The sequence below is a fragment of the Paracoccus gahaiensis genome (assembly GCF_005048225.1).
GTDB classification, from domain to species: Bacteria; Pseudomonadota; Alphaproteobacteria; order Rhodobacterales; family Rhodobacteraceae; genus Paracoccus; species Paracoccus gahaiensis.
Map to the genome: position 1 here is coordinate 246080 of NZ_SUNI01000001.1, position 26911 is coordinate 272990.

25 protein-coding genes and 2 tRNA genes are annotated in these 26911 nt (G+C 68.4%); 13 read left to right on the plus strand and 14 right to left on the minus strand.

What is annotated here, in order from left to right:
• Positions 1-84: 84 nt before the first annotated feature.
• The 4 genes from FA743_RS01215 (at position 85) to trpE (ending at position 5407) form a co-directional block, all read left to right on the plus strand.
• Positions 85-726 (plus strand): hypothetical protein, encoded by a 642-nt coding sequence (locus FA743_RS01215; protein WP_136884064.1) that lies wholly within the window; start codon positions 85-87, stop codon positions 724-726.
• Position 727: 1 nt separating this feature from the next.
• Entirely contained in the window at positions 728-1903 is a 1176-nt protein-coding gene (locus tag FA743_RS01220) for an aminotransferase (RefSeq protein ID WP_136884065.1), read from the plus strand.
• A gap of 67 nt (positions 1904-1970) precedes the next feature.
• On the plus strand, positions 1971-3902 hold the full coding sequence (locus tag FA743_RS01225) for a peptidylprolyl isomerase (RefSeq protein WP_246054763.1): 1932 nt from the start codon (positions 1971-1973) through the stop codon (positions 3900-3902).
• Positions 3902-5407: an anthranilate synthase component I gene (gene trpE / locus FA743_RS01230; RefSeq protein WP_136884066.1), complete on the plus strand. Its 1506-nt coding sequence runs from the start codon at positions 3902-3904 to the stop codon at positions 5405-5407. Before FA743_RS01225 ends, trpE begins: the two co-directional genes overlap by 1 nt.
• Before the next feature lie 58 nt (positions 5408-5465).
• On the opposite strand, the gene FA743_RS01235 is transcribed toward trpE, so the two are convergent.
• The 4 genes from FA743_RS01235 to fabI all read right to left on the minus strand — a co-directional run bounded on the left by FA743_RS01235 (position 5466) and on the right by fabI (position 8343).
• Complete coding sequence (locus tag FA743_RS01235; RefSeq protein WP_136884067.1) at positions 5466-6230, minus strand: PRC-barrel domain-containing protein; 765 nt, start codon at positions 6228-6230, stop codon at positions 5466-5468.
• A gap of 133 nt (positions 6231-6363) precedes the next feature.
• Positions 6364-6867 (minus strand): xanthine phosphoribosyltransferase, encoded by a 504-nt coding sequence (gene gpt / locus FA743_RS01240; RefSeq protein ID WP_136884068.1) that lies wholly within the window; start codon positions 6865-6867, stop codon positions 6364-6366.
• A gap of 11 nt (positions 6868-6878) precedes the next feature.
• Positions 6879-7490: a LysE family translocator gene (locus FA743_RS01245; protein WP_246054764.1), complete on the minus strand. Its 612-nt coding sequence runs from the start codon at positions 7488-7490 to the stop codon at positions 6879-6881.
• Between the two features lie 25 nt (positions 7491-7515).
• Positions 7516-8343 carry an enoyl-ACP reductase FabI gene (fabI, locus tag FA743_RS01250; RefSeq protein WP_136884069.1) on the minus strand — a complete coding sequence of 276 codons (828 nt, stop codon included), beginning with the start codon at positions 8341-8343 and terminating at the stop codon, positions 7516-7518.
• A 78-nt stretch (positions 8344-8421) separates the two neighbouring features.
• Here fabI and pdxH point away from each other — a divergent pair, with 78 nt between their 5' ends.
• The 4 genes from pdxH (at position 8422) to FA743_RS01270 (ending at position 10443) form a co-directional block, all read left to right on the plus strand.
• Positions 8422-9036, plus strand: coding sequence for a pyridoxamine 5'-phosphate oxidase (gene pdxH, locus FA743_RS01255; RefSeq protein WP_136884070.1), 615 nt, complete (start codon positions 8422-8424; stop codon positions 9034-9036).
• Positions 9037-9220: 184 nt separating this feature from the next.
• Positions 9221-9817, plus strand: a complete 597-nt coding sequence (locus tag FA743_RS01260; RefSeq protein WP_136884071.1) for a cold-shock protein — start codon at positions 9221-9223, stop codon at positions 9815-9817.
• On the plus strand, positions 9789-10325 hold the full coding sequence (locus tag FA743_RS01265) for a DUF192 domain-containing protein (protein WP_246054766.1): 537 nt from the start codon (positions 9789-9791) through the stop codon (positions 10323-10325). Before FA743_RS01260 ends, FA743_RS01265 begins: the two co-directional genes overlap by 29 nt.
• 41 nt (positions 10326-10366) lie before the next feature.
• A tRNA-Pro gene (locus tag FA743_RS01270) sits at positions 10367-10443 on the plus strand.
• Positions 10444-10550: 107 nt separating this feature from the next.
• Here the strand turns inward: FA743_RS01270 and FA743_RS01275 are convergent.
• The gene (locus FA743_RS01275; protein ID WP_136884072.1) at positions 10551-11147 is read right to left on the minus strand and encodes an outer membrane protein; all 597 of its coding nucleotides are present in this window, start codon (positions 11145-11147) and stop codon (positions 10551-10553) included.
• 737 nt (positions 11148-11884) lie between these two features.
• Here FA743_RS01275 and FA743_RS01280 point away from each other — a divergent pair.
• The 4 genes from FA743_RS01280 to FA743_RS01295 all read left to right on the plus strand — a co-directional run bounded on the left by FA743_RS01280 (position 11885) and on the right by FA743_RS01295 (position 17058).
• On the plus strand, positions 11885-12475 hold the full coding sequence (locus FA743_RS01280) for a histidine phosphatase family protein (RefSeq protein WP_246054767.1): 591 nt from the start codon (positions 11885-11887) through the stop codon (positions 12473-12475).
• Positions 12476-12552: 77 nt separating this feature from the next.
• Positions 12553-12627 (plus strand) — tRNA-Val (locus FA743_RS01285).
• A gap of 119 nt (positions 12628-12746) precedes the next feature.
• The gene (locus FA743_RS01290; RefSeq protein ID WP_169308729.1) at positions 12747-13904 is read left to right on the plus strand and encodes an efflux RND transporter periplasmic adaptor subunit; all 1158 of its coding nucleotides are present in this window, start codon (positions 12747-12749) and stop codon (positions 13902-13904) included.
• A 25-nt stretch (positions 13905-13929) separates the two neighbouring features.
• A complete protein-coding gene (locus tag FA743_RS01295; RefSeq protein WP_136884075.1) occupies positions 13930-17058 on the plus strand; it encodes an efflux RND transporter permease subunit in 3129 nt (1042 codons plus the stop codon).
• 63 nt (positions 17059-17121) lie between these two features.
• Here FA743_RS01295 and FA743_RS01300 read toward each other — a convergent pair whose 3' ends face one another.
• The 7 genes from FA743_RS01300 to aptA form a co-directional block, all read right to left on the minus strand.
• A complete protein-coding gene (locus FA743_RS01300; protein WP_136884076.1) occupies positions 17122-18105 on the minus strand; it encodes an ABC transporter substrate-binding protein in 984 nt (327 codons plus the stop codon).
• 37 nt (positions 18106-18142) lie between these two features.
• Positions 18143-18976 carry an ABC transporter permease gene (locus FA743_RS01305; protein WP_136884077.1) on the minus strand — a complete coding sequence of 278 codons (834 nt, stop codon included), beginning with the start codon at positions 18974-18976 and terminating at the stop codon, positions 18143-18145.
• Entirely contained in the window at positions 18973-19842 is an 870-nt protein-coding gene (locus FA743_RS01310; protein WP_136884078.1) for an ABC transporter permease, read from the minus strand. Before FA743_RS01310 ends, FA743_RS01305 begins: the two co-directional genes overlap by 4 nt.
• On the minus strand, positions 19835-20608 hold the full coding sequence (locus tag FA743_RS01315) for an ABC transporter ATP-binding protein (RefSeq protein WP_136884079.1): 774 nt from the start codon (positions 20606-20608) through the stop codon (positions 19835-19837). The genes FA743_RS01310 and FA743_RS01315 overlap by 8 nt, the downstream gene beginning before the upstream one ends.
• Before the next feature lies 1 nt (position 20609).
• On the minus strand, positions 20610-22061 hold the full coding sequence (gene hydA, locus FA743_RS01320; RefSeq protein WP_136884080.1) for a dihydropyrimidinase: 1452 nt from the start codon (positions 22059-22061) through the stop codon (positions 20610-20612).
• Between the two features lie 69 nt (positions 22062-22130).
• Entirely contained in the window at positions 22131-23396 is a 1266-nt protein-coding gene (locus FA743_RS01325; RefSeq protein WP_136884081.1) for a Zn-dependent hydrolase, read from the minus strand.
• Between the two features lie 67 nt (positions 23397-23463).
• Positions 23464-24789, minus strand: coding sequence for an omega-aminotransferase AptA (aptA, locus tag FA743_RS01330; RefSeq protein ID WP_136884082.1), 1326 nt, complete (start codon positions 24787-24789; stop codon positions 23464-23466).
• A gap of 164 nt (positions 24790-24953) precedes the next feature.
• Here aptA and FA743_RS01335 point away from each other — a divergent pair, with 164 nt between their 5' ends.
• Positions 24954-25547 carry a TetR family transcriptional regulator C-terminal domain-containing protein gene (locus FA743_RS01335; RefSeq protein ID WP_246054768.1) on the plus strand — a complete coding sequence of 198 codons (594 nt, stop codon included), beginning with the start codon at positions 24954-24956 and terminating at the stop codon, positions 25545-25547.
• Here FA743_RS01335 and FA743_RS01340 read toward each other — a convergent pair.
• Complete coding sequence (locus tag FA743_RS01340; RefSeq protein WP_136884084.1) at positions 25544-26134, minus strand: TetR/AcrR family transcriptional regulator; 591 nt, start codon at positions 26132-26134, stop codon at positions 25544-25546. The genes FA743_RS01335 and FA743_RS01340 overlap by 4 nt on opposite strands.
• A 151-nt stretch (positions 26135-26285) precedes the next feature.
• Entirely contained in the window at positions 26286-26849 is a 564-nt protein-coding gene (gene mepK / locus FA743_RS01345; RefSeq protein WP_135312850.1) for a peptidoglycan L,D-endopeptidase MepK, read from the minus strand.
• Positions 26850-26911: the final 62 nt, after the last annotated feature.

A 26911-nucleotide genomic window follows, 5' to 3' on the forward strand; every position in this document is an offset into this window, starting at 1 on the left:
CGAAGCGTTCGCTATAGATGGGGCATAGCGCGACCGGGGGTCAAGACCGGGCCGGATCATTCGCGCAGAGGACAAGGCAGGCGGATGGCACGGGGATTTCTGACGGGGCTGGTTCATGGCGGGATCCTGGGCGCCGTGGCGCTGGCCGGGCTGTCGCTGCTGGCGCCGCTGCCGGTGGCCAATCCCGCCCTTGGGGTGGCCTCCGAGGCGGTCGAGGCGCGCGATCCGCTGTCGATGGGCCTGCCGGCGGGGTCGGAATTCGGGCGCGGGGGCGACATCGCGCCGCGCCTGCCCGCGCCGAGATCCGCCGCTCCCCGCGAGGCGCGCGATCCGGTCGCCGTGCCCGCGCCCCGGATCGAACCGGCGCCCCTGACCATCCGCGACGCCAATCTTCGCCCCGAGATCGCGGCGGAAGGCCAGGGGCCGGCTCCGACGCCGCCGGGCGAAGCCGAGGGCGCGGCGGGCCTGACCCTGCCGGGCCTTGCCTCCGCCACCCGGCGCGAGGAGGTCCAGGCCGCACCGCTGCCCGATCCCGGACCGGGCCGGGACGCGCTGCCCCGCATCGCCGTCGACAGCGCCACCCCCGAACACGCCCCGGAGCGCCGCAACGATCCGCAGCCCACGACCCCCGCGCCACAGACCTCCACGCCCGGGCTGCCGGCCCCGGCGTTGGATTTGTCGCTGCCGCCCGACCTGACCGACCTTCGCCGACTGGAACGGAACTGACATGCACCCCCTGAACCCCGCCTTCACCACCACCTTCGCGCCCCCGGTCATGGAGGCCCGCCGCTGGCTGGAGGGCGTCACCTTCCCGCCCGATCAACCCCTGATCAATGTCAGCCAGGCCGCGCCCGTCGATCCTCCGCCCGAGGGGCTGCGCCGCGCCATCGCGGATGCCGCGCTGCACAGGCCCGAGGCGCATCTCTATGGTCCGGTGCTGGGCAATGGCGATCTGCGGGCGGCGGTGGCGGCGCAGTTCTCGGGCGCCTATGGCGGCGCGGTCGATGCGGGGCGCGTGGCGATCACGCAGGGGTGCAACCAGGCCTTCTGCGCGGCGATGGCGACGCTGGCCGGGCCGGGCGATCAGGTGATCCTGCCGACGCCCTGGTACTTCAACCACAAGATGTGGCTGGACATGGCGGGGGTCGAGGCCGTGCCTCTGCCCTGCGGGCCGGACCTTTTGCCCGATCCCGATCAGGCCCGTGCGCTGATCACGCCCGCGACCAAGGCCATCGTGCTGGTCACGCCCAACAACCCCTCGGGGGCGGAATATCCGGCGGGGCTGCTGGGGCGGTTCTTCGATCTGGCGCAGGCGCAGGGGCTGGCGCTGGTCGTGGACGAGACCTATCGCGATTTCGACAGCCGCGAGGGCGCCCCCCATGACCTGCTGGCCCGCCCCGATTGGGACCGCACGCTGCTCCAGCTCTACAGCTTTTCGAAGGCCTACCGGCTGACCGGGCACCGGGTGGGGGCGATGGTCGCGGGCACGGGGCGGCTGGCGCAGGTCGAGAAGTTCCTCGACACGGTCGCCATCTCTCCTTCGCAACTGGGCCAGATCGGCGCGCTTTGGGGGATGGAGAACCTGCAGGACTGGCTGGCGGGTGAGCGGGCCGAGATCCTGTGCCGCCGCGCCGCGACCCGGGCGGCGCTGATCGCCCTGCCGGGCTGGCGGCTGAAAAGCACGGGCGCCTATTTTGCCTGGGTCGAGCATCCCTTCGCCGAGGGCTCGGCCGAGCTGGCGCGGCGCATGGTGCGCGACATCGGCGTGCTGGCCCTGCCGGGCACGATGTTCACCCCGCAGGGCGATCCGGTGGGCGCGCGCCACTTGCGGCTGGCCTTCGCCAATGTGGACGGGCCCGGCATCACCGAGCTGGCGGCCCGGCTGGCGCGGCTGGCGCCCTGATCCACTTGTGGCGCGCCCCCGGGCGTTCTAGAGACGGCAGCGACACGACCACGAGGAAGGCCGCGCCATGTCACAGCTGCGAACCAAGGGCAAATCGACCGTCGTCTGGATCCTGATGGGTCTGATGGTGCTGGGGCTGGGGGGCTTCGGCGTCACCAGTTTCTCGGGCGGCACCTCCGAGGTGGGCTCGGTCGGAGAGACCCGGATCACCGCCGACGACTATGCCCGCGCCCTGCAGGCGCAGATGCGCGAGCTGTCCCAGCAGATGGGCGAGCCGGTCAGCCTGCAGCAGGCCCAGCAGATGGGCGTGCCGCAATCCGTGCAGGCGCAGCTGGTCGCCGGTGCCGCCCTGGGCGAGCAGGCGCGCCGCATCGGCGTGTCGGTGGGCGATGCGCAGGTCGCGCAGACCATCCTGCAGGCGGGCGCCTTCCAGGGCCCCAACGGCAGCTTCGACCGCACCGCCTATGCCGAGATCCTGCGCCGCGAGAACCTGACCGAGGCCGAGTTTGAGGCCAGCGTGCGCGAGGATTCCGCGCGCCTGATCCTGCAGCGCGCCGTGGCCGGGGGCGTCGTCCCGCCCGCGCCGATGGTCGATCAGACTGCCGCCTGGCTGCTGGAGACCCGCGATTTCAGCTGGCGCGAACTGACCGAGGCCGACCTGCCCAGCCCCGTGGCCGAGCCCGACGAGGCCACCCTGCAGGCCTGGCACGAGGCCAATGGCGACCGCTTCACCGCGCCCGAGACCCGCGCGATCACCTATGCCTGGGTGACGCCGGACATGCTGTCCTCCGAGGTCGCACTGGACGAGGCAGCGCTGCGCGCCGTCTATGACGAGAATATCGACCAGTTCCAGCGCCCCGCGCGGCGCATGGTCAGCCGCCTCGTCTTTCCCGACGAGGCCGAGGCTCAGGCCGCCCGCGAGGCGATCGATGCCGGCACGCTGCCCTTCGAGGGGTTCGTGCTGCAGCGCGGCCTGACGCTGGACGATGTGGATCTGGGCGAGGTGACCGAGGCCCAGCTGGGCGCCGCCGCCGAGCCGGTCTTCGCGCTGGAGCAGCCCGGCGTGGTGGGTCCGCTGCCGACCGATCTGGGTCCGGCGCTGTTCTCGGTGAACGCGATCCTCGATCCCGTCGACGTTCCCTTCGAGGAGGCGCGCGAGGGGCTGCGCGGCGAGGCGGCCCTGTCCGCGGCCGCCCGCCTGATCCGCGACCGGGGCGCCGATTACGAGGATCTTCTGGCCGGCGGCGCCACGCTGGAGGACTTGGTCGAGCAGACCGAGCTGGAACTGGGCCAGATCGACTGGTCCGCCGAATCCGTTCCCGAAGAGGGCAGCATCGCGGGCTATGAAAGCTTCGTCGAACGTGCCGCCTCGGTCTCGACCACCGATTTCCCGCAGCTGGTCGAACTGGCCGATGGCGGCGTCTTCGCTCTGCGGCTGGACGAGCTGGTGCCGCCGACGCTGCGCCCCTTCGACGAGGTGCGCGACGAGGTGCTGGCCGACTGGCGCGCCGCCGAACGCCAGCGCCAGCTGCTGGCCTTGGCCGCCGAGCAGCGCCTGACCGCGATCTCGGAAACCGCGCCCGACACCGAAACGCCCGAGACGGCAGCCCCCGAGACGGCAGCCCCCGAGGCCGGCACGCCCGCGCCGGTGCCCGCACCCGCGCCGCTGGACTGGACCGCCGAGGAAGGTCTGTCGCGCAACGACTGGATGGACGGGTTGCCGCCCGAACTGCTGTCGCAGGCCTTCGCCCTGAGCGAACCGGACGAGGCCGAGGTGGTCGATGCCGGCGACCGGGTGTTCCTGGTCCGGCTGGACGGAATCAACGAGGCCGACCTGACCGGTGAGGACGCCGCCCAGATCCTCGAGGGCGTGCGCGCCCGGCTGGTCCAGTCGCTGCAGGCCGACCTGTTCGACTATTACGCCCGCCACGCGCAGCGCGAGGCGCAGGTGCAGCTGAACATGCAGGCGATCGACGCCATCAACGCCCAGGTCCAGTGATGCAGCTGACCCCCGACTTTGCCGCCTTCGAGGCGGAATGGGTTGCCGGGCGCAACCAACTGGTGACGATCCGGCTGGCCGCCGACCTGGACACGCCCGTCAGCCTGATGCTGAAGCTGGCCGAGGCGGCCCCGCAAAGCTTCATGCTGGAATCGGTGACCGGCGGCGAGGTCCGCGGCCGCTATTCCATCGTCGGCATGAAGCCCGACCTGATCTGGGACTGCCGCGACGGGCGCGCCCGGATCAACCGGCAGGCCCGCTTCGCGCCGGACTTCCAGGACGATCCGCGCCCGGCGCTGGACAGCCTGCGCGCGCTGATCGCCGAAAGCCGGATCGAGACCATGCCCGAGGGCGTGCCCCCGGTCGCGGCGGGGCTGTTCGGCTATCTGGGCTATGACATGATCCGGCTGGTCGAGAACCTGCCCGACGTGAACCCCGATCCGCTGGACCTGCCTGATGCGATGCTGATGCGCCCCTCGGTCGTGGCCGTGCTGGACGGGGTCAAGGGCGAGGTGACGCTCTGCGCCCCCGCCTGGCATGACGGATCGGACAACGCCCGCGCGGCCTATGCCCGCGCCGCCGAGCGGGTGATGGACGCGCTGCGCTCGCTGGACCGCCAGCCCTCCGAGCCACGTGCCTTGGGCGACGAGGTGCAGATCGGCGCGCCGGTGTCGAACTTCACCAAAGACGGCTATCTGGCCGCCGTCGAGACGGCCAAGGATTACATCCGCGCGGGCGACATCTTCCAGGTCGTGCCCAGCCAGCGCTGGCGCATGGACTTTCCGCTGCCGCCCTTCGCGCTCTATCGGTCGCTGCGGCGCACCAATCCGTCGCCCTTCATGTTCTTCCTCAATCTGGGGGATTTCCAGATCGTCGGTGCCTCGCCCGAAATCCTCGTGCGCCTGCGCGACGGCGAGGTGACCATCCGGCCCATCGCCGGCACCCGACCGCGCGGCGCGGACGAGGCCGAGGACCGGGCGCTGGAGGCCGATCTGCTGGGTGATCCCAAGGAGCTGGCCGAGCATCTGATGCTGCTGGATCTGGGTCGCAACGATGTGGGCCGGGTGGCAAAGCCCGGCACCGTGCGCCCGACCGAACAGTTCGTGATCGAACGCTACAGCCATGTCATGCATATCGTCTCGAACGTGGTGGGACAGTTGCGCGACGGAGAGGACGGGCTGTCAGCGCTGCTGGCGGGCCTGCCTGCGGGGACCGTCTCGGGCGCGCCCAAGGTCCGGGCCATGCAGATCATCGACGAGCTGGAGCCCGAGAAGCGCGGCGTCTATGGCGGCGCGGTCGGCTATTTCGCCGCCAATGGCGAGATGGACATGTGCATCGCGCTGCGCACGGGCGTGATCAAGGACAAGGCCCTCTATATCCAGTCGGGCGGCGGCGTCGTCTATGACAGCGATCCCGAGGCCGAGTTCCAAGAGACCGTGAACAAGAGCCGCGCGCTGCAACGTGCTGCCGAAGAGGCCTCGCGCTTCGTGCGCGGCAATAGCTGACATGCGAACGGCGGCCCCGAAGGGCCGCCGCGTCACAAGGCGGGATGCCTTGTCAGTCTCAGTTGGCCGGAGCCGGCGTCGTGGTGGTCGCGTCGGTGCCCATCTCCATGGTGTCCGTGTCGGTCTCCATCGTCTCGGTTTCCATGGTGTCGGTTTCCATGGTATCCGCGTCCAACGGCTCGGTCGCCATCGGCTCGGCTTCGGTCCCCGTGGCCATCGGATCGGCGGCAGGTGCCGTGCCCATGCCCGTGTCGGTCGTGCCCATCGCGGGATCGGTCATCATGTCGTCGCCGGCGGCAGCTGCCTGATCGCGGAAGACGTATTCCGGAGCGGCTTCGGCCTCTTCCTGCGTCAGATCGGTGGTGATCTCCTGCGCGTCGGAATTGATGGTCAGGTCGGCCCAAGGCAGGGCGATCTGCTTCTCACCGATCCCGAGGAACCCGCCGACGCCGATGATCGCGGCCTTCATTTCGCCGGTATCGCCATCGACGATCACGTCGCTGATCGCACCGATGTCGTCACCGGTGGGCGAGGTCACGTTCGTGCCGGTGATCCAGTCGATGCGCCACTCGTTCTCGGCCTGCTGCACTTCGACCTTCTCGGCGGCCGAGGCGGCGGCGGCGGCCTCATCGGCATCCGTCTCTTCGGCCATCGGCTCGGTGGTGGCCATCGGATCGGCGGCCGGAGCATCGCCCATGTCGGTCATCGGGGCGGTTTCGGCGGGCTCCATCGCCGGATCGGCGGCGGGGGCGGTGTCTTGGGCGAAGGCGGCACCGAAGCTCATCGGCAGGGCCAGCGTGGTGGTCAAAAGAAACTTGCGCATCTCATCCTCCTGGGTCTTCAGCAGGTCGCCGGTCGCGCCCCGCTATCTGACGGCATAATGCCCGGCCCGTGGGAGGGGTTCCCCGCCTTGCGGCGCGGAACCGAACAGATCCGTTCAACTCATTGGGAAGACGTCAATCTTCGCCGCGGAAAGGTTGCACATACTGCAAAGCCATATCCCAGGGGAAGAAGATCCAGGTGTCCTGGCTGACCTCGGTGACATAGCTGGCAACCATCGGCTTGCCCTTGGGCTTGGCATAGACGGTGGCCAGGTGAGCCTTGGGATACATCTCGCGGATCAGTTCCAGGGTGCGGCCCGAATCGACCAGATCGTCGACGACCAGGATCCCCTCGCCATCGCCCATCAGCTCGGGATCGGGGCGCTTGAGGACCTCCAGCTTGCCCTGGCCCGCCTGCGTGCCGACTCCCTTGTAGGAGCGGATCGAGATCGTGTCGATCGTGCGGATGTCCAGCTCGCGCGCCACGATCATCGCGGGCACCAGCCCGCCCCGGGTGACGGCCACCACCGCGCGCCACGACGTTCCCTCCATGCGCCAAGCCAGCGCGCGGGCGTCGCGGTGCAACTGGTCCCAGCTGACATGGAAGCCTTTTTCATGCGGCAGGCGGTCGGACGACATGGAATTCTCCTTCAGGGGCGCAGGACCAGGGACAGGCCAAGGAGGGCGATCAGCGCCCCGGCCCCCCGGTCGATCCAGAACTTTGCGGCATAATAGCGTCGCCGCAGCAGCGGCAGGGCCATCAGGCTGGCCAGTGCGGTATAGAAGAACAGCTCGACCGACAAGGCCACCGCATAGATCGCGCCCTTGTCGGCGGGGGTCAGCACGGCGGGAAAGATCGACAGCAGCACGGCGGAATAGAACAGCGCCGGCTTGGGGTTGGACAGGTTCAGCGCCATGCCCGCCACGATCCCCATGCCGCGCCCCGCCGGGACTTCGGGCAGGGGATCGGCGGCATGGCGCCACATCTTCGCGCCGATCCAGATCAGATAGGCGCCGCCCAGCATCTTCAGAAGCACCAGCGTCCAGGGCGCCACGCGGAACAGCGCCGTCAGCCCCAGCAGCGCGAAGAGGCACCAGACCGAGGCACCGAGGGCCAGCCCCCAGCCATAGGCCAGCGCACGGCTGCGGCCCAAGGCAAAGGCGCCTTGGCTGACCGCGATCACGCCGGGACCGGGCGACAGGATCGCCACCGACAGGGTGGCCACGAAAAGGCCAAGCTGCTCCGCCGTGATCTGGATCATCGGGGATGCGCGCCGCCCGGGGGCGTCAGTCCTTCTTGACGGTGGCGATGTCGGGCGCGTCCACGGCCTTCATGCCCACGACATGATAGCCCGCATCGACGTGATGCACCTCGCCCGTGACCCCCGCGCCAAGCCGCGACAGCAGGTAGAGCGCCGAATTGCCCACATCCTCGGTCGTGACATTGCGACGCAGCGGCGAGTTCAGCTCGTTCCACTTCATGATGTATCGGAAATCGCCGATGCCGCTGGCGGCCAGGGTCTTGATGGGGCCCGCGCTGATCGCATTGACGCGGATGTTGTCCTTGCCGAAATCCTCGGCCAGGTAGCGCACCGAGGCCTCCAGCGCGGCCTTGGCCACGCCCATGACGTTGTAATGCGGCATGACCCGTTCGGCGCCGTAATAGGTCAGGGTCAGCATCGACCCGCCATCCGTCATCATCGCGGCCGCGCGGCGCGCGACGGCGGTGAAGGAGTAGACGGAAATATCCATCGTCATCAGGAAGTTGTCGCGGGTTGTTTCCGCATAGCGGCCGCGCAGCTGCTCCTTGTCGGAAAAGCCGATGGCATGGACGATGAAGTCCAGCCCGTCCCATTGCGCGCCCAGATCCGCGAACAGCGCGTCGATCGAGGCCTCGTCGGACACGTCGCAGGGCAGGATCAGATCCGACCCCAACTGGGCGGCCAGAGGGCCCACGCGCTTCTTCAGCGCGTCGCCCTGATAGCTGAAGGCCAGCTGGGCCCCTTCGGCGGCCAGCGCCTTGGCGATGCCCCAGGCGATCGACTTGTCATTGGCCAGTCCCATGATGAGACCCCGCTTGCCGGCCATCAGGCCGGTCCTCTGCTCGCTTGACATGTCCTGTTCCCCGCGCTTTCAACCGTTCGGGAGGTGTTAGGCCAACTGCCCGGCCGCATCAAGCACAAGGACGACGCCATGACCGAGCGAACCGGACTCTTTGCGGGCGACGACCCGTTCGACATCATCCGCGCCTGGATGACCGAGGCGGAGGCGACCGAGCCGAACGATCCCAATGCCATCGCGCTGGCGACCGTGGATGCCGAGGGTATGCCCGACGCGCGGATGGTGCTGCTGAAGGACGTGGACGGGCAGGGGGCGGACGGGTCCTTCGTCTTCTACACCAATTACGACAGCGCCAAGGGCCGGCAGATCGCCCAGACCGGCAAGGCCGCCTTCGTGATGCACTGGAAGTCGCTGCGCCGGCAGATCCGCGTGCGCGGGACGGTGACACGCGAGGAAGGTCCGCAGGCCGATGCCTATTATAACAGCCGTGCGCTGCAAAGCAGGCTGGGGGCCTGGGCCTCGCGCCAGTCGCAGCCGCTGGACGCACGCGGCACGCTGATGGCCGAGGTGGCGCGGCAGGGCCTGCGTCACGGCACCCACCCGACGCGGCCTCCCTATTGGGGCGGATTGCGCCTGCGCCCCGTGCAGATCGAGTTCTGGGCGGATGGGGCGTTCCGGCTGCATGACCGTTTCTGCTGGACCCGCACCCCCGACGACCGGTGGGAAATCGCCCGCCTGTCGCCCTGACGCGTTGGCCACCTTGACGAACCGTTCCGCGACCCCGACATTGAGTTGACGCGACGAACATGACGTGACCCGAGAGATGACGTGGGGTTCGCCCCCCCGGCATTGCAACTGAACCGTATTGTAGTCACGTCACGGCAACACTAGGGTCCCCCGACCAGCGAAAACGTGCGAAAACGGAAATGGAATGAGTGACGACGACAGCCTCAAGCTCGTGACGGGACTGGTCAAGTGGTTTGACCCGTCCAAGGGCTATGGCTTCATCCTGAACGAGGATGGCGGCACGGACATTCTGCTGCATTCCAACGTCCTGCGCAATTTCGGGCGCAGTTCCGTCGCCGACCAGTCGCGGGTGCGCGTGATGGTCCAGCAGACGCCGCGCGGCGTTCAGGCCGCCGAGGTCATCACGATCGAGCCGCCCGAAAGCGACGGCCAGCCCCCCATCGCCGATCTGGACATCGAGATCCTCGAGCATCTGGACAGTCTTCCCCTGCGCCCGGCCCGCGTGAAATGGTTCGACAAGTCCAAGGGATTCGGCTTTGCCAACATCTTCGGGCACTCGGATGATGTCTTCATCCATATCGAGGTGCTGCGCCATTCCGGTTTTGCGGACCTTGCCATCGGCGAGGCGATCTGCATCCGCGTCGTCGAAGGCCCCCGCGGGCTGATGGCGGCGCAGATCTCGGCCTGGGACAGCGGCCTTCCCCGCAAGGACGATCAGCACGACAAGGACGAGGACGGCCAGTCCGGTCCCCATGACAGCCTGGCCCATGTCGCTGAATAGGTCTCTGGCCGCTGTCCTGGCGCTTTGCCTGGCGCTGCCCGCCGCGGCGCAGCCGGTCGTGGCGGTCGATGATCTGGCCGAATGCCGTAACGATGCCGCGCTGATCCGCACCGACCCCGACCGCGCCCTGTCCTTCCAGATCGAGCTGGCCGATACCGACGAAAGCCGGGCGCGCGGCCTGATGTATCGCCGCGATCTTCCGGCGGGCGCGGGGATGCTGTTCGTCTATCCCGCCTCGCAGCCGGTCAGCTTCTGGATGCGCAACACGCTGATTCCGTTGGACATCGTCTTTATGGACCCGCGCGGCGTGATCCGCCACATCCACCGCATGGCCCGGCCCCTGGACGAGACCCCGATCCCCGGCGCCGCCATCGGCGATCCCGATCCCAACCGCCTTCTGGTGCTGGAAATCGCGGGCGGCGAGGCCGACCGCCTCGGCCTGCAGACGGGGCAGGTGCTGGCCCATCCCGCCGTCCCCGAGAGTTCCGCCGCCTGGCCCTGCCGCTAGGGGCTTTCCTCTGCCCGCCGCTTGCGCTAGAGCGGTCCCGTCGGGGTGTAGCGCAGTCTGGTAGCGCGCCTGCTTTGGGAGCAGGATGTCGTAGGTTCGAATCCTATCGCCCCGACCACGGGACCTGCCGGGCAGGGCACCCGGTCTGATCCCTCAACCGCAGGTCAGGTCACCCGACAGAGCATGGCCGACCGCACCCCTCGGGCATGATCGGCCTCTCGATGCTCAGAAGCGATAGCTGGCCCGGACCTGCACCAGATCCGTGTCCAGATCGAGCCCCGAGATCCCGCTCAGATCGTCCAGGATATCCTTGAACGTGTTGCGGGTATATTCCAGACCAACCGAGAAGCGATCCGTCACGAGGATATCGGCGCCGATCCCATAGGTCAGCCCGGTATCGGCCAGGCGGTCTCCGGCGATGTCGCCATGCACGCCCGCGACGCCCAGGGTCACATAGGGCATGACGCGGCCCGCATCAAAGCCAAGCCGCGCGCGCAGGCGCAGCAGGTCGCCATTGTCGTCGGCGCCCTCGAACTCGACGCTGTTGTAATCCAGATCGCCGCCCAGCACGATCCGGCCCATGTCGCGCTGATAGCCGACATGCAGACCATAGGCGTCGAAATCCGCTTCGCCCAGGGGACCGTCCAGCGTCAGGTCGCCGCTTCCCTCGCCATATTGCAGACCGGCATAGAAGCCCGACCAGTCGGAGCCTGCGGCCATCGGTGCCGCGCCGATGGGCGCATAGTCCGGACCCGCATAGCCTTGGGCGGCAGCACCGGAGGCGGCAGAGAGGGCAGCGATGGCAAGCAAGCAAAGTTTCATGGTCGATCTCCGGATGTTGAAACTGAACTATGCGGTTCACCTATCCCCCGGGCAATCGGCCCCGGATCGGGACGGTCCCCGTGTTGCAAATCAGGTACGCCGGACGGAACCCGATCCGGGCGCCCCCACATCCGGGATCGTCCGTCGCCGGGCAGGACCCCGGGCCCTGCAGGTGCGGGCCTGCAGTGCGACGGGAACCGGCTCACCTGGCCCTCACTGCGAAAGCGGCGCATGTCCAGCGTGGGCGTGGCGGCGGCCAGCACGTCGCGGATCCTGTCCTGATGGACGTCATGCGATCTGCGGGCAGAGCGCAGCGCCTCGATCGTGTGGCTGCCGAAAAGCTCGGGGCAGCCCTCGGCCATGCAGGGGCGCACCCTGCCGTGAAGGCGCCGCGCCCGCAGGACGACGCGCCAGATGCGACGTGCCGGCCCCCGAGCCACCGAGGATCATCACGCGGGTGCAAAGGGTCGTGGCCACGAAGCCCTTGGGTGAACGGATGGGCGAGGATAGACCTGAGACATGCTGGAAACGATCCTATCGTCGGGTACGATCAGGTTCAATAATGCCCCGGCGATCTAAAACCTTAGGACCAGACCGTCCGCGCGCCCGAATCTGCGGCCAGGGGCCATTGGCGGGCCGCGCGGGGGATTCTATGATCTGGGCGGCAGGGACCGGGCAGGGGCATCATGGATCAAAGGGGCGGCGATCGACCCGGGGACAGGCCGGGGGCGTGCGCCTTGCCCGATCTGTACCTGATGCGCCATGGCGAGACGGTCTGGAACGCCGAAGGGCGGCTGCAGGGCGCCCTTCACGCGCCGCTGACGCCGCGCGGCTGGCAGCAGGCCGGATGGCAGGCCGCGCTGGTCGCGGGCGTGGGGGGGCTGCGGCTGTCCAGCCCGCAGCCCCGGGCGCAGCAGACCGCGCATCGGGTCTTTGGCGCGCATCCCTTCCGCATCGAACCGCTTTTGTCCGAGATCGGCATCGGCGATTTCGCCGGGCAGCTGCTGGCCGATCTGGAACGGGAACAACCCGATCTGTTCACCGGCCCGCCGCTGGCTTGGTACGACCGCTGCCCGGGAGGCGAGGGGCTGGGGGCGCTGGCCACCCGCTGCGGCAGGTTTCTGGACACACTGACGGGAACCACGGCGCCGGTCCTGATCGTCAGCCACGGGATCACCCTGCGGATGCTGCGGGCCGTGGCGCTGGAGCGGGCCCCGGACCGCTGCCCCCCTGACCACTGGGCCACAGGCGAGATGCGGCAGGGGGCGGTGCATGTCGTCTCGGGCGGCGCCTGCCGGACCTTGTGTCATCCCCGCGATTGCGACTGACCGCCGTCATTTTTCACCTTGCCAAGCCGGCCCTTGGGCGGTTTGATGCGCCGCGTGCCCCCAATCGGACGGCACGGGGCCCGTTAGCTCAGTGGTAGAGCGTCCCGTTTACACCGGGCCGGTCGGCAGTTCGAATCTGTCACGGGCCACCATCATGTGACCGGGCCGGACGCCATGCCGCAACCGGCACGGTTGACCTGCAGGGGTCCAGCAAGCATCTAGGGACCATGTCCGGGGCCGGCCCGGATCCGAACAGACTGTCAGGATGACGATGGCGCGCATACTGTCTTCCTCTACCTTCGTCTTTCTGGCGATCCTGGGGTTTCTGGCCTTCTGGATCGGCGGTGGCATGATGAACCGCCAGCCGCCCGAGGAGGCCGCGCCCCTCGAGGTGCCCGTTCCCAATGTCGCGGCCAGCCTCAGCACCGCCGAGGTGATCCGCCCCCGCACCGTGCTGTTCGGCAATGTCGTGCCCGACCAGACCTCGATCCTGCGCGCCCGCACCGCCGGCATCGTCGAGGAGGTCGTGCGTCAGGGCCATCAGGCGCAGGCGGGCGACCAGCTGGCGCTGCTGTCGGCCGACGACCGCGAGGCCGGCGTGGCGCGGGCCGAGGCCGCCGTCAGCTCGGCCGAGCGCGACTACGAGGCTGCGCGCCAGCTGCGCGAGCGCGGCGTGACCTCGGAAGCCGAGGTGCAGTCGCGCTTTGCCCAGCTGGAATCGGCCCGCGCCGATCTGCGCGCCGCCCAGTTGGAACTGCAGAACACCCGGCTGCCCGCGCCCATCACCGGCACCATCAGCAATGTGCTGGCCGATCTGGGCAGCTTCGTCGATGCCGGGGGCGAGGTGCTGGAGATCGTGCGCAACGATCCCCTGATCGCCGAGGTCGAGGTGCGCCAGACCGAGATCACCTCGATCCACCTGGACCAGCGCGCCGACGTCACCTTCCAGGGCGGGCGCCAGACCGAGGGGCGCGTGCGCTTCATCGCGCCCGTCGCCACCGCCGAGACGCGCACCTTCCGCGTCGAGGTCGAGATCCCCAATCCCGGCAACGAGATCCCCGCCGGCCTCAGCGCCCAGATCTCGCTGCCCATGGACGAGATCCGGGCACATCGCCTGTCCCCCGCGCTGATCCGTCTGGACGATGCCGGGCGCATCGGGCTGTTCACCGTGGCCCAGGACGGCACCACGCTGCAGTTCCACCCCGTCGAGATCGTGCAGGCCCGCGCCGAGGCGATCTGGGTCACCGGGCTGGACGAGACCGCGCGGGTCGTCACCATCTCGCAAGGCGCGCTGATCGACGGCCAGCAGGCTCGCATCTCGGAGACGCCCGAGGCGTTCCGGGGCGTGCTGGGCGGCGAAGAGCTGCCAGAGGTCCCCGATGCCGCCGCCCCGGACGGCGCCGCGGCCCTGCTGGGGGCGATCGAATGACGCCGCGCGGCGCGGGGTCGGCCCGATGAACGGGATCATCGCCGCCGGATTCTCGCGGGCGCGGACGGTCATCCTGATCATGATCGCGCTGATCGGCGCCGGGGCAATGGCCTATGTGACCATCCCCAAGGAATCGATGCCCGAGGTCGACATCCCGATCTTCATCGTCAACGTCACCTATAGCGGCGTCAGCGCCGAGGATGCGGCGACCCTGCTGGCCGAACCCATCGAGCGGCAGGTGAACGCGCTGGACGGGTTGCGCCGGATGGAGACGGTGGCCAGCGAGGGCTTCGCCTCGGTCACGCTGGAATTCGAGCCGGGCTTCGACCAGGACAGCGCGCTGCAATCGGTCAAGGACGCGGTGGACGATGCCAGCCCCGACATCCCGCCCGAGGCCGATGGTCCCTTCGTGCGCGAAATCGACATGGCGACCTTTCCGATCCTGACCGTGGCCCTGTCCGGTCAGGTGCCCGAACGCGAGCTGATCCGCCTTGGCCGCGCGCTGAGCGACCGGATCGAGACGGTCAGCGGCGTGCTGCAGGCCGACCTGACCGGCGAGCGCGAGGACCAGCTGGAAATCCTGATCGACCCGCTGGCGCTGGAGACCTACGGCATCTCTCCGGGCGAGCTGTCGCAGGCGGTGCGCGCCAACAACCAGCTGATCGCGGCGGGGTCCTTCGACACCGGGGCCGGGCGGCTTGGCGTGTCGATCCCCGGCACCGTCGTGCAGCTGGACGAGATGATGTCGATCCCGGTGCTGGTGGACGGCGCCACCGTCCTGCGCGTGCAGGATCTGGCCGAGGTGCGCCAGACCTTCAAGGATCCGACCAGCTTCGCCCGCATCGACGGGCGCCCGGCGCTGGCCATCGACGTGCGCAAGTCGGCGGGCGCCAACATCATCGACACGGTCGAGGCGGTGCGGGCCATCGTCGACGAGACCCGCGCCGACTGGCCCGACCAGGTCGACGTGGTCTTCATGAACGACCAGTCGCAAGAGATGCGCGACCTGCTGTCGGACCTGCAGAACAACGTGATCGCCGCCGTGGTGCTGGTCATGCTGGTCACCGTGCTGTTTTTGGGCGTGCGCGCATCCCTGCTGGTGGCGGTGGCGATCCCGGGATCCTTCCTGGGCGGCATCCTGATCATCTGGGCGCTCGGCTACACGATGAACGTGATCGTCCTCTTCGCGCTGATCCTGGTGGTGGGGATGCTGGTCGACGGCGCCATCGTCGTCGTCGAGCTGGGCGAGCGCTTCATCGCGCAGGGCCACTCCAAGAAAAGCGCCTTCCGCATGGCCGCGCAGCGCATGGCCTGGCCGATCATCTCGTCCACCGCGACCACGCTGGCGGTGTTCTTCCCGCTGCTGTTCTGGCCGGGACTGGCGGGGCAGTTCATGTTCTACCTGCCCGCCACGATGATCGCCACGCTGCTGATGTCGCTGCTGATGGCGCTGATCTTCGTGCCGGTCATGGGCAGCGTGCTGGGGGGCGGGCAGGACCTGCCGCCCGAACCGCGCCCCGAGGACCCGCCCTCGGCCTTCGAGCGGTTCTCGGGCTGGACCATCGCCCGGCCGGGCGCGACGCTCGGGCTCTCGATCCTGGGTGTTCTGGTCGTGGCGTGGGCCTACAGCCTGCTGGGCCGGGGGGTCGAGTTCTTCCCCGAGACCGATTCCGAGCGCGCGCAGGTGCAGGTGACCGCCAACGGCAACCTGTCGGTCATGGAAAGCGACCAGCTGGTGCGTCTGATCGAACAGCGGCTGCTGGGCTTCGAGGGGGTCGAGCGCGTCTATGCCCGCACCATCGGCTCGGTCGAGGAGCGCGTGCGCTCCAGCCTGTCCAGCGACGTCATCGGCCAGATCCAGGTCGAGTTCACCGACTGGCGCAGCCGCGACGGATCGGACGTGGTGATCGAGCGGATGCGCGCCGCCACGACCGAGGTGCCGGGCCTGGGCATCCAGATCGAGGCCGCGGCCTCGGGCCCCGCCGCCGCGCGTCCGGTGCAGATCGAGGTTTCGGCCACGACCCGCGCCAGCCTGCAACAGGCCGCCGGCATCGTGCAGCGGCTGATGGAGGAGCAGGGCAGCTTCGTCGACATCGCCAATGACACGCCCCGCCCCAATCCCGAGATCCGGCTGATCGTCGACCGCGAGGAATCGGCGCGCTATGGCGTGGACATGGACACGATCGGCACCGCCGTGCAGCTGTTGACCACCGGCGTGAACCTGGGCACCTATCTGCCCGATTTCGCGGATGACGAGGTCGACATCGCCCTGCGCTATCCCCCCGAGCAGCGCAACTTCGAGAATCTGGCGGCGCTGCGCGTGGCCAGCCCCGTCTCGGGCGCGCAGGTGCCCATCGGCAATGTCGTGCAGATCCTGCCCGCCCCGGCCCCCGCCGCGATCACCCGGATCGCCGCGCGCGAGACGCAGACCCTGACCGCCGACCTGGCCCCCGGCGCCACCCTGCAGGCGGAACTGGACCGCATCGGCGCCGCCATCGCCCAGGCCGACCTGCCAGAAGGCGCCGAGATCGCCTTCGGCGGCGAGATCGAGGATCAGGAAGAGGCGATGACCTTCCTGATGGGCGCCTTCGTCGCGGCGATCTTCTTGATGTTCACGATCCTGCTGATCCAGATGAACAGCTTCTTCCAGGCCTTCCTGGTGCTGACCGCGATCATCTTCTCGATCGCCGGGGTGTTCCTGGGCCTGATGGTCCGGCAGGAGGCGTTCTCCATCGTCATGAGCGGGATCGGCATCATGGCCTTGGCGGGCGTGGTGGTGAACAACAACATCGTGCTGATCGACGCCTATAACGAGCATCGCGACGCGGGGCGCGGCCCCGACGAGGCCGCCCGGCGCGCGGCAGGCGAGCGCCTGCGCCCGGTGCTGCTGACGGCGGGGACGACGGTGATCGGGCTGGTGCCGATGGTCTTCGGCATGACCATCGATTTCGTGGGGCGCGACCTGTTCTTCGGGGCGCCTTCGGGGCAGTTCTGGATCCAGCTGTCCACCGGCATTGCGGGCGGTCTGGTGGTGGCCACCGCCATCACGCTGCTGCTGACGCCGACGCTGCTGGCCTGGGACGGTCGCCGCCGCCTGCGCCGCGCCGAGAAGCGGGGCCGGGGCGCCTGTGCCGCAGCCCAACCCGCGGAATGACCCTCGCCGAATGACCAAGGGCCGCCCCGGGAGGCGGCCCTTGTCCGTGTCGCGAGGGGTGGATCAGTCGAAGGCGCGGTCCGTGATGGTGGAGACCCAAGCCCCCTCGGGCGCCGCCTCGATCACCGGGTCCGACCCGCCCGCCAGCAGGATGTCGACCGTGCGCTGGTAATCGGCCTCAAGCAACGTCCCGTCCGAGCCCTCCAGCAGCTTGGCGATCTCGGTCATCATGCGGGTCTGATGCTCGATTGTCTGGGCGCCGGTCTCGTCGTTCTCCAGGACGATCTCGGCGGCCTCCTCGGGGTTCTCGGCCGCATATTGCCAGCCGCGCATGCTGGCCCGCACGAAGCCCACCAGGTCGGTGACCTTCTCCGGATCCTCCAGCGTGCCTTCCAGCACATAGAGCCCGTCCTCCAGCGTGGCGACGCCCTGATCCTCGTATTTGAAGGTGATCAGGTCATCCTCGGTCAGGCCCGCGTCGATCACCTGCCAATATTCGTTATAGGTCATGGTGCTGATGCAGGCGGCCTGCTTCTGCAGCAGCGGATCGACGTTGAAGCCCTGCTTGAGGACCGTCACCCCATCCTCGCCGCCCTCGGTCGACAGGCCGAGCGTGTTCATCCAGGACAGGAACGGATATTCGTTGCCCGCGAACCAGACGCCCAACGTCTTGCCCGCGAAATCGGTGGCCGGGTCGGTGATGCCCGTCTCGGCCAGGCAGGTCAGCATCATGCCCGAGGCCTTGAAGGGCTGGGCGATGTTGACCAGCGGCAGGCCCTTCTCGCGCGCGGCCAGGGCGGCGGGCATCCATTCGACGATCACATCCGCGCCGCCGCCCGCCAGCACCTGCGTGGGCGCGATGTCGGGACCGCCGGGCAGGATGGTCAGGTTGACGCCTTCCTCCTCGTAGAACCCCTGCTCCAGCGCGACGTAATAGCCCGCGAACTGCGCCTGCGTCACCCATTTCAGCTGCAGCGTCAGATCGCCCGCCTGCGCGGCTCCGGCCATCAGCGCAAGGGCCGCGGCCCCGGTCATCAGTCGTTTCATCCCTGTCTCTCCTGTTGATGGGGCCGGTCGGCCCCGATTAGCGGCGCTGCGAGGGGTGCCAGAACGTCACCTTCTTTTCGAGCGCCGCGACAAGTCCATAGAACAGCGTGCCCGCAAGGGCTGCCACGACAATCTCGGCCCAGACCAGCGGCAGGTCCAGCCGCCCCACGGCGGTCGAGATGCGAAACCCCATGCCGCGCGTGGGGCTGCCGAAGAACTCGGCAACGATGGCGCCGATCAGCGCCAGCGTCGTGGTGATCTTGAGCCCGTTGAAGAGGAAGGGCATGGCGGCGGGCAGGCGCAGCTTCCAGAGGCTCGCGCCATAGGGCGCGGCCCAGCTGGCCATCAGGTCGCGCTGCATCGCGTCGGTGGCCCGCAGCCCCGCGACCATGTTCACGAGGATCGGAAAGAACACCATGACCACGACCACGGCGGCCTTGGATTGCCAGTCGAAGCCGAACCACATGACCAGGATCGGCGCGATGCCGACGATGGGCAGGGCGGCCACGAAATTGCCGATGGGCAGCAGCCCGCGCTGCAGGAAGGGGCTGCGGTCAATGGCGATGGCGGTCAGGATCGCCGCGCCCGCACCGATCAGCCAGCCGGTCAGCGCGCCCTTGACGATCGTCTGCACGAAATCCGTCCAGAGGATCGACCCGTTGGCCGCAAAGCTGGCCGCGATCTGGCTGGGCGCGGGCAAGATCACCGTGGGGATGGCATAGGTCCGCACGATCATCTCCCACAGGGTGATGATCGTCGCCCCGAAGATCACCGCCACCAGCGTGCGTGAGGCGCGCGTGTCGAAGCGCGACAGCCAGATGTTGACAGCCCAGCCCCCCAGCCAGACCCCGATGATGGGCACCGCGCTCATGCCGCCAGCCCCATGCGGGCCAGCACGCGGCGCTCGACCAGCCCGATCAGCGCGACCAGCAGCCCCGCCAGGATCGCGGCCATGAACAGCGCCGACCAGATCTGCACGGTCTGCCCGTAATAGCTGCCCGAGAGCAGTCGCGCGCCCAAGCCCGCCGTCGCGCCCGAGGGCAGCTCGGCCACGATCGTGCCCACCAGCGCCGCCGCGATGGCGACCTTGAGGCTGGCAAAGAGATAGGGCAGGGACGAGGGCAGCCGCAGCCGCGCCAGCACCTGGCGACGCCCCGCGCTCCATGACCGCATCAGGTCCATCTGCATGGCATCGGGCGTGCGCAGCCCCTTGACCATGCCGACCAGCACCGGGAAGAAGGACAGCCAGGCCGCGATGATCGCCTTGGGCAGCAGCCCCGTGACGCCCGCGCTGGCCATGACCACGATGACCATGGGCGCGATGGCCAGGATCGGCACGGTCTGGCTGGCCACGGCCCAGGGCATCACCGACTGATCCATGCTGCGGCTGTGCACGATCCCCACGGCCAGCAGAATTCCCGCCGCGGTGCCGATGGCAAAGCCCGCCAGCGTCGCCGACAGCGTCACCCAGGCATGCCAGACCAGCGACCGGCGCGAGGTCACGGCTTGGCCCGCCACCCCCTCCCACAGCCCCACCGCCACCTGATGCGGCGCGGGCAGGACGGGCCGGTCCTGCGTCAGGGTCAGCGGGATCAGCTGCGACCACGTCACCTCGGTGCCCGCGCGGGCGGCCTGATCACGCTCCCATGTGGCATTCATGCGGATCGCGCCCAGATACCAGACGGCGACGATCACCAGCAGCACGGTCAGGATCGGGACCAAATCGGCCCTACGCATCGCCATGCCCCTCGCGCAGCCCCTCGCGGACCTCATGGGCCAGCGCGATGAATTCGGGCGTCTCGCGGATCTCCAGCGGGCGATCCGGGGGCAGGGGGCTGTCGATGATGCGCGTGATCCGCCCCGGACGCGGCGACATGACGACGATCTTGGTCGACAGATAGACCGCCTCGGGGATCGAATGGGTGACGAAGCCGATGGTCTTGCCGGTCTTGCGCCAGAGCGCCAGCAGCGCCTCGTTCAGCCGGTCGCGCACGATCTCGTCCAGCGCGCCGAAGGGCTCGTCCATCAGCAGGATGTCGGCGTCGAAGGCCAAGGCGCGGGCGATGCTGGCGCGCTGCTGCATGCCGCCCGACAGCTGCCACGGGAACTTGGCGCCAAAGCCCGACAGCTCGACCAGGTCCATGACCCGGGCGATCCGCTCGGCCCGATCAGCCTTTGAAAAGCCCATGATCTCCAGCGGCAACGAGATGTTCCCCGAGATCGTCCGCCACGGATAAAGCCCCGGCGCCTGAAAGACATAGCCATAGGCCCGCGCCCGCCGCGCCGCATCCGGGTCCATGCCGTTGACGCGCAGGGTGCCGCCGGTCGGCGTCTCCAGCGCCGCGATGGACCGCAGGAAGGTCGTCTTGCCGCAGCCCGAGGGGCCGATGAAGCTGACGAATTCGCCGGGTGCCACCGACAGGTCGACATCCTTCAGCGCATGGACCGGCCCGTCGGCGGTCTGGAATGTCAGGCAGACGCCCTGCGCCTCGATCACCGCCATCTCAGACGCCGCTGGCCGGAATGCCCGACCGCTGCACGGGGCGGGGCGCGGTCAGGTCCTTCCATGCGGACAGGGCGCGGTTCACCTGGCCCCGGGGCGCGCGGGCCACGAATTCGCCATGCCCCTCGCGGCTGTCCACCACCCCTTCGGTCACCGCCACGACGCCCCGCGTCAGGGTAAAGCGCGGCAGGCCGTTGACCTTCTGCCCTTCGAAGACGTTGTAATCAATGGCCGATTGCTGGGCGCCCGCGGTGATGGTCTTTTCCGCCTCAGGGTCCCAGACCACCAGATCCGCATCCGATCCGACCAGCACGGCGCCCTTCTTGGGATACATCCCCAGGATCTTGGCCGCATTGGTCGAGGTCGCCGCCACGAACTCGTTCGGCGTCAGCCGCCCCGTGCCGACCCCATGGGTCCACAGCATCGGCATGCGATCCTCCAGCCCCCCGGTGCCATTGGGGATCTTGGTGAAATCCCCCAGTCCCGTGCGCTTCTGCGCGGTGGTGAAGGCGCAATGATCCGTCGCCACCACCGACAGGCTGCCCGATTGCAGCCCGGCCCAGAGGCTGGCCTGATGCGCCTTGTCGCGGAACGGCGGCGACATGACGCGCCGCGCCGCGTGGTCCCAATCGGGGTGCAGATATTCGCCCTCGTCCAGCGTCAGATGCTGGATCAGCGGCTCGCCCCAGACCCGCTTTCCGGCCGCCCGCGCGCGCCGGATCGCCTCATGGCTGTCCTCGCAGCTGACATGGACCACATAGAGCGGCACCCCCGCCATGTCCGCTACCATGATCGCGCGGTTCGTGGCCTCGCCCTCGACTGCCGGAGGCCGCGAATAGGCATGCGCTTCGGGCCCGGTATTCCCCTCGGCCAGCAGCCGCGCCGACAGTTCCGCCACCACGTCGCCATTCTCGGCATGCACCATCGCAATGCCGCCCAGATCGCCCACCCGGCGGAAGCTGGCGAACAGCTCGTCATCGTTCACCATCAGGGCGCCCTTGTAGGCCATGAAATGCTTGAAGCTGGTGATGCCGCGATCCACCACCGCCTCCATCTCGTCGAAGACCTGCTGCCCCCACCAGGTCACCGCCATGTGATAGCTGTAATCGCAATGCGCCCGGCCCGACTTGTTGTCCCACATCTGCAGCGCGTCCAGCAGCCCCTGACCGGGCGAGGGCAGGGCGAAGTCCACCAGCATGGTCGTCCCGCCCGCCAGTGCCGCCCGCGTGCCGGATTCGAAATCATCCGCCGAATAAGTGCCCATGAAGGGCATCTCCAGATGCGTATGCGGATCGATGCCGCCCGGCATGATCAGGCAGCCGCCCGCATCCAGAACCTCATCGCCCACCAACCCCTGCCCGATGGCCGCGATCCGCCCGCCCTCGATCAGCACATCCGCCGCATAGCTCAGATCCGCCGTCACGACGGTGCCGCCCCTGATGACCGTGCTCATCTTCTGCCTCTTCTTCTTTGTTCAAATACCCTGGGGGTCCGGGGGTGAAACCCCCGGCCACCGTCCGCGTCAGCGGACAATCTCCGCCGCATCCAGCACCGCATGCAGCAGCACCTCGGTCCCGGCTCGCGCCCAGTCCGGGGTGATCTCCTCGGCCTCGTTATGGCTGAGGCCGCCCTTGCAGGGGCACATGATCATCACCGTCGGCGCGACCTTGGCGATCCAGCAGGCGTCATGCCCGGCGCCCGAGACGATATCCTGATGGGCATGGCCCAAGCGGTCGGCGGCGGCGCGCAGGCTGTCCGCCAGACCGGCATCGAAGGTCACCGGGTCGAAATGCCCGACCGGCTCGATCTCGATGCCCAGACCAAGACCTGTAGCGATATCAACCGCTTCCGCCTCGAACCTCGAACGCATCGAGGTCAACTTGTCCAGATCCGGCGACCGGAAATCGACGCAGAAGACGACCCGGCCGGGGATCACGTTGCGGCTGTTGGGATAGACATTCGCCTGTCCCACCGCGCCCACCGCATCGGGCTGGTGGTCCATGGCGATCCGGTGCACCGCCTCGATCATCTGCGCCATGCCGCGCCCGGCATCGACCCGCATCGCCATCGGCGTGCTGCCGGTATGGGCGTCCTTGCCCGTCACCGTCACCTGCAGCCACCACAGCCCCTGACCATGGGTCACGATGCCGATGGGGATGTTCGCGGCCTCGAGGATCGGGCCCTGCTCGATATGCAGCTCGAACATGGCGTGGATCCTGCGGTCGCCCGGCGCCTCGGTGCCGCGCCAGCCGATCCGGTCCAGCTCGTTGCCAAAGCTCTTGCCCTCGGCGTCCTGCCGGCTGTTGGCATAGTCCTCGGTCAGCACCCCCGCGAAGACGCCCGAGGCCAGCATGGCGGGCGCGAACCGCGCGCCCTCCTCGTTGGTCCAGTTGGTCACCACGATGGGGCGGCGGGTCTTCACCTCCAGATCGCGGATCGTGCGCACGACCTCCAGCCCGGCCAGCACCCCCAGCACCCCGTCATATTTTCCGCCGGTGGGCTGGGTGTCCAGGTGGCTGCCGATATAGACGGGGTCCAGATCAGGCTCGGCCCCCTCGTGGCGCAGGAACATGCTGCCCATGCGGTCCAGGCCCATGGTCATGCCCGCCTCCTCGGACCAGCGCTGGAAGAGGGTACGTCCCTCGGCATCGGCATCGGTCAGGGTCTGGCGGTTGTTGCCGCCCGCGATGCCCGGTCCGATCGCAGCCATCTGCATCAGGCTGTCCCACAACCGGTCGCCATCGACCGTCATGTTCGCAGCCGGGGTCCCGGCGCTCGTGTCGCTCATGTCTTGCGTCCTTCCTGTCGGACCGCCCCCGTCTGTCGCGGGGGTCGGCTTGATGGGTCTGCCGCCCTCAGGCGGCGGTCTTCAGAACCTGGCCAAGCGTGTCGATCAGCTCGTCGATCTGCGCCTCGCTGATGATCAGCGGTGGCGACATGGCGATGATGTCGCCGGTCACGCGGATCAGGATGCCCGCCTCGAAGGCCTTCACGAAGGTGTCGAAGCCGCGCTTGCCGGGATGACCCTCGATGGGCGACAGCTCGACCGCGCCGATCAGGCCCATGTTGCGGATGTCGATCACATGGGGATGGTCGCGCAGCCCGTGGATCGCCTCCTGCCAATAGGTCTCCAACTCGGCGGCGCGGGTCAGCAGGCCCTCTTCGGCATAGGTGTCCAGCGTGGCGATGGCGGCGGCGCAGCTGATCGGGTTGCCGGAATAGGTATAGCCGTGGAACAGCTCGATGATGTGCTCGGGGCCCTGCATGAAGGCGTCGTGGATCTGCGCGCTGGCCAGCACCGCCCCCATCGGGATCACCCCGTTGGTCAGGCCCTTGGCGCAACAGATCATGTCGGGGACGACCCCGAAATGCTGGGCCGCGAAGGGGCTGCCAAGGCGGCCGAAGCCGGTGATGACCTCGTCGAAGATCAGCAGGATGCCGTGCTTGCGGGTGATGTCGCGCAGGCGCTGCAGATAGCCCTTGGGCGGCATCAGCACGCCGGTCGATCCGGCCATCGGCTCGACGATCACGGCGGCGATCGTCTCGGCGCCGTGCAGGGCCACGATGCGCTCCAGCTCGTCGGCCAGATGCAGGCCATGCTCGGGCTGGCCCTTGGTGAAGACGTTTTCCGGCAGATGGGTGTGGGGCATGTGGTCGACGCCCGCCAGCAGCGTGCCGAAATGGCGACGGTTGTTCACGATCCCGCCGACCGAGATGCCGCCGAAGCCCACCCCGTGATAGCCGCGCTCGCGCCCGATCAGCCGGGTGCGGGCGCTGTCGCCGCGCGCCCGGTGATAGGCCAGCGCGATCTTCAGCGCCGTATCGACGGCCTCGGAGCCGGAATTGGTGTAGAAGACATGCTCCATGCCCTCGGGCGCGATGTCGACCAGCCGGTTGGCCAGTTCGAAGGCCAGCGGATGGCCCATCTGGAAAGCGGGGGCATAGTCCAGCTCGCCCACCTGCGCCTGCACGGCCTCGGTGATCCGGGGGCGGCAATGGCCCGCATTGCAGCACCACAGGCCCGCCGTGCCGTCCAGCACCTGACGGTCGTCGGCAGTGGTGTAATGCATGTCCTTGGACGCCACCAGCATGCGCGGCGCCGACTTGAACTGACGGTTCGCGGTGAAGGGCATCCAGAAGGCGCGCAGGTCGTTCGGGGCGGGCTTGCGGTCGAGCGGCATCGGGCTATCCTCATGGAATATTGACCAAACGGTCAGGATCAAGCTAGCACGGGTCCGAGGGCAGTCAAGCATCCTGAAGGTCGGACCGGCATTTGGGGGCGATGTGCCCAAATTCGGATCATGGCAGATGCGGGGACGTGATGACAGAGGCCAGCGGACCCCAGATGTCCCGGATTCAGCAGAAGAACCGCGACCTGATCCTGCAGGGCGCGCTGCAGGCCTTCTCGACCCACGGGCTGCGCGGGGCGACCATCGACCAGATCGCGCGGGCGGCGGGCCTGTCCAAGCCCAACGTGCTGTATTACTTCGGCTCGAAGGACGAGATCCACAAGGCGCTGCTGACGACCCTTCTGGACATGTGGTTGGCCCCCATGCAGCAGATCGACCCCAAGGGCGAACCGTTGGTCGAAGTTCTCTCATATGTCCGCGCCAAGCTGCTGATGTCGCGCGACTATCCGCGCGAAAGTCGGCTCTTCGCGCATGAGATCCTGCAGGGCGCGCCGCATCTGACCGAGATCCTGGGCGGCGGCCTGCGCGAGATTGTGGACCGCACGGTCGTGGTGCTGGAGCGCTGGATGGACGAGGGGCGCCTGGCCCGGGTCGAGCCGCGCCACCTGATCTTCTCGATCTGGTCGATGACCCAGCATTACGCCGATTTCGAGACGCAGGTCCGCGCCGTCCTGGGCGCCGGGCGCGATCCGATCGACGAGGGGGCGGTGTTCCTGGACGACCTTTACCGCAAGCTGCTGACGCCCTAGGCGCCGGTCGGCTTGTCCAGCATCTCGGCGGCGGCCAGGATCAGCGACAGGTTCTCATGCGCGGCGGCGATGAAGTCGGGACGCTGCCCGGACACCCAGTCCTTGGTCGCGGCATGGGTCGCGGCGATGATGGCGGCGGCCAGGATCTCGACCATGCGCTCGTCGGTGCCGGGCAGGCGGCGATGCAGCAGGGCGCGCATCTGCGCCCGCCGCGCCAGCATGGCGCTGTTGCGCAGCGCCTCCAGCTTGGGATCCTTGTCCGACAGGGCCAGCAGATGCCCGATCATCTCGCGTTCGCCCAGAAAGCGGCTGAGATGCGTCTCGATCAGGCGGCCCAGATCGTCGATCAGCCGACCCGTGCCCTCCACGAAGGCATCCGAGGCGGCAGGCGGGTAATTGGGCGGCGGGCCCATCAGAGCCGCCTCCTTGTAGGGATAGTAGTTGAAGAAGGTGCGCGTGCTGATCCCGGCATGGCGCGAGATCGCTTCGGTCGTGACATTGGCTAGACCGTCACGCACCGCCAGATCGACCGCAGCCGCCTGAATGCGTTTGGCGGTCTTGTAGCGCCGCGTCTCGAAGGGGCTCATGCGGATCCGATCTTGCTGAAATGCGAGGCAACGATGTCAAGGGCTTGTCAGGAAAGCAACGACAAACCGTGTGTCAGAATGTCGCAAGGCGCATCTGCCACAGCAGAGGCGCCTTGCGAAGGACACGAGGGGTCGGAGCGTGATGCCGGGATCAGCTGCCCCAGGAGCGGACCGGACCGCAATCCATGTGGACGAAGTTCGACCGGCTGTAGCGACCGACCCCGCCCGCGCGGCAGGCGACGGCGGCCTGGTACATCTGGCCGACCGAGCGCGATTTCAGCCGCAGGTCGGCGGCCTTGCCGGTGACGTGCAGCGAGTTCTGCGCGACGCCGCCCGACTGGCGGCGCAGCATGGCGTTGGTGCGGGGCGAGCGATAGCCCGACAGCATCATGTAGGGCTCGTTCGTCTGCATCAGGCGCGACGAGGCGGCGGCCACGTCGATGGTGCGCGGGTCGATGCCGATCACCTCGCCGGTGCGCCAGTCGCGCATGAAGATGTTGATTTCGTTCAGGGCCTCGCGGATGTACTTGCCGTCGACCCAATAGACCGTGTCGATGCTTTCGCCCGTCCGGCCGTTATACATGCGCACGCGGCGCATGTCGCCGGCGTTGCCGCGAAGAAAACCGAAGGCATTGGCCATCACCGGAGTTGCCGCAACAGTGGTTGCCGCGAACACACCAAGAATGCCGCGACGGGAGATAAGGTCCATTGTCATGTCAGATCGCCTGTCCTGCTTCGTTTTTTCAGCCGGCGACGTGTCGCGGCTCGTCGTGGTTT

Coding starts and splice junctions, on each gene's coding strand:
- FA743_RS01215 (WP_136884064.1), top strand. CDS start 85: ATGGCACGGGGATTTCTGACGGGGCTGGTTCATGGCGGGATCCTGGGC.
- FA743_RS01220 (WP_136884065.1), top strand. CDS start 728: ATGCACCCCCTGAACCCCGCCTTCACCACCACCTTCGCGCCCCCGGTC.
- FA743_RS01225 (WP_246054763.1), top strand. CDS start 1,971: ATGTCACAGCTGCGAACCAAGGGCAAATCGACCGTCGTCTGGATCCTG.
- trpE (WP_136884066.1), top strand. CDS start 3,902: ATGCAGCTGACCCCCGACTTTGCCGCCTTCGAGGCGGAATGGGTTGCC.
- FA743_RS01235 (WP_136884067.1), bottom strand. CDS start 6,230: ATGCGCAAGTTTCTTTTGACCACCACGCTGGCCCTGCCGATGAGCTTC.
- gpt (WP_136884068.1), bottom strand. CDS start 6,867: ATGTCGTCCGACCGCCTGCCGCATGAAAAAGGCTTCCATGTCAGCTGG.
- FA743_RS01245 (WP_246054764.1), bottom strand. CDS start 7,490: ATGATCCAGATCACGGCGGAGCAGCTTGGCCTTTTCGTGGCCACCCTG.
- fabI (WP_136884069.1), bottom strand. CDS start 8,343: ATGTCAAGCGAGCAGAGGACCGGCCTGATGGCCGGCAAGCGGGGTCTC.
- pdxH (WP_136884070.1), top strand. CDS start 8,422: ATGACCGAGCGAACCGGACTCTTTGCGGGCGACGACCCGTTCGACATC.
- FA743_RS01260 (WP_136884071.1), top strand. CDS start 9,221: ATGAGTGACGACGACAGCCTCAAGCTCGTGACGGGACTGGTCAAGTGG.
- FA743_RS01265 (WP_246054766.1), top strand. CDS start 9,789: ATGACAGCCTGGCCCATGTCGCTGAATAGGTCTCTGGCCGCTGTCCTG.
- FA743_RS01275 (WP_136884072.1), bottom strand. CDS start 11,147: ATGAAACTTTGCTTGCTTGCCATCGCTGCCCTCTCTGCCGCCTCCGGT.
- FA743_RS01290 (WP_169308729.1), top strand. CDS start 12,747: ATGGCGCGCATACTGTCTTCCTCTACCTTCGTCTTTCTGGCGATCCTG.
- FA743_RS01295 (WP_136884075.1), top strand. CDS start 13,930: ATGAACGGGATCATCGCCGCCGGATTCTCGCGGGCGCGGACGGTCATC.
- FA743_RS01300 (WP_136884076.1), bottom strand. CDS start 18,105: ATGAAACGACTGATGACCGGGGCCGCGGCCCTTGCGCTGATGGCCGGA.
- FA743_RS01305 (WP_136884077.1), bottom strand. CDS start 18,976: ATGAGCGCGGTGCCCATCATCGGGGTCTGGCTGGGGGGCTGGGCTGTC.
- FA743_RS01310 (WP_136884078.1), bottom strand. CDS start 19,842: ATGCGTAGGGCCGATTTGGTCCCGATCCTGACCGTGCTGCTGGTGATC.
- FA743_RS01315 (WP_136884079.1), bottom strand. CDS start 20,608: ATGGCGGTGATCGAGGCGCAGGGCGTCTGCCTGACATTCCAGACCGCC.
- hydA (WP_136884080.1), bottom strand. CDS start 22,061: ATGAGCACGGTCATCAGGGGCGGCACCGTCGTGACGGCGGATCTGAGC.
- FA743_RS01325 (WP_136884081.1), bottom strand. CDS start 23,396: ATGAGCGACACGAGCGCCGGGACCCCGGCTGCGAACATGACGGTCGAT.
- aptA (WP_136884082.1), bottom strand. CDS start 24,789: ATGCCGCTCGACCGCAAGCCCGCCCCGAACGACCTGCGCGCCTTCTGG.
- FA743_RS01335 (WP_246054768.1), top strand. CDS start 24,954: ATGTCCCGGATTCAGCAGAAGAACCGCGACCTGATCCTGCAGGGCGCG.
- FA743_RS01340 (WP_136884084.1), bottom strand. CDS start 26,134: ATGAGCCCCTTCGAGACGCGGCGCTACAAGACCGCCAAACGCATTCAG.
- mepK (WP_135312850.1), bottom strand. CDS start 26,849: ATGACAATGGACCTTATCTCCCGTCGCGGCATTCTTGGTGTGTTCGCG.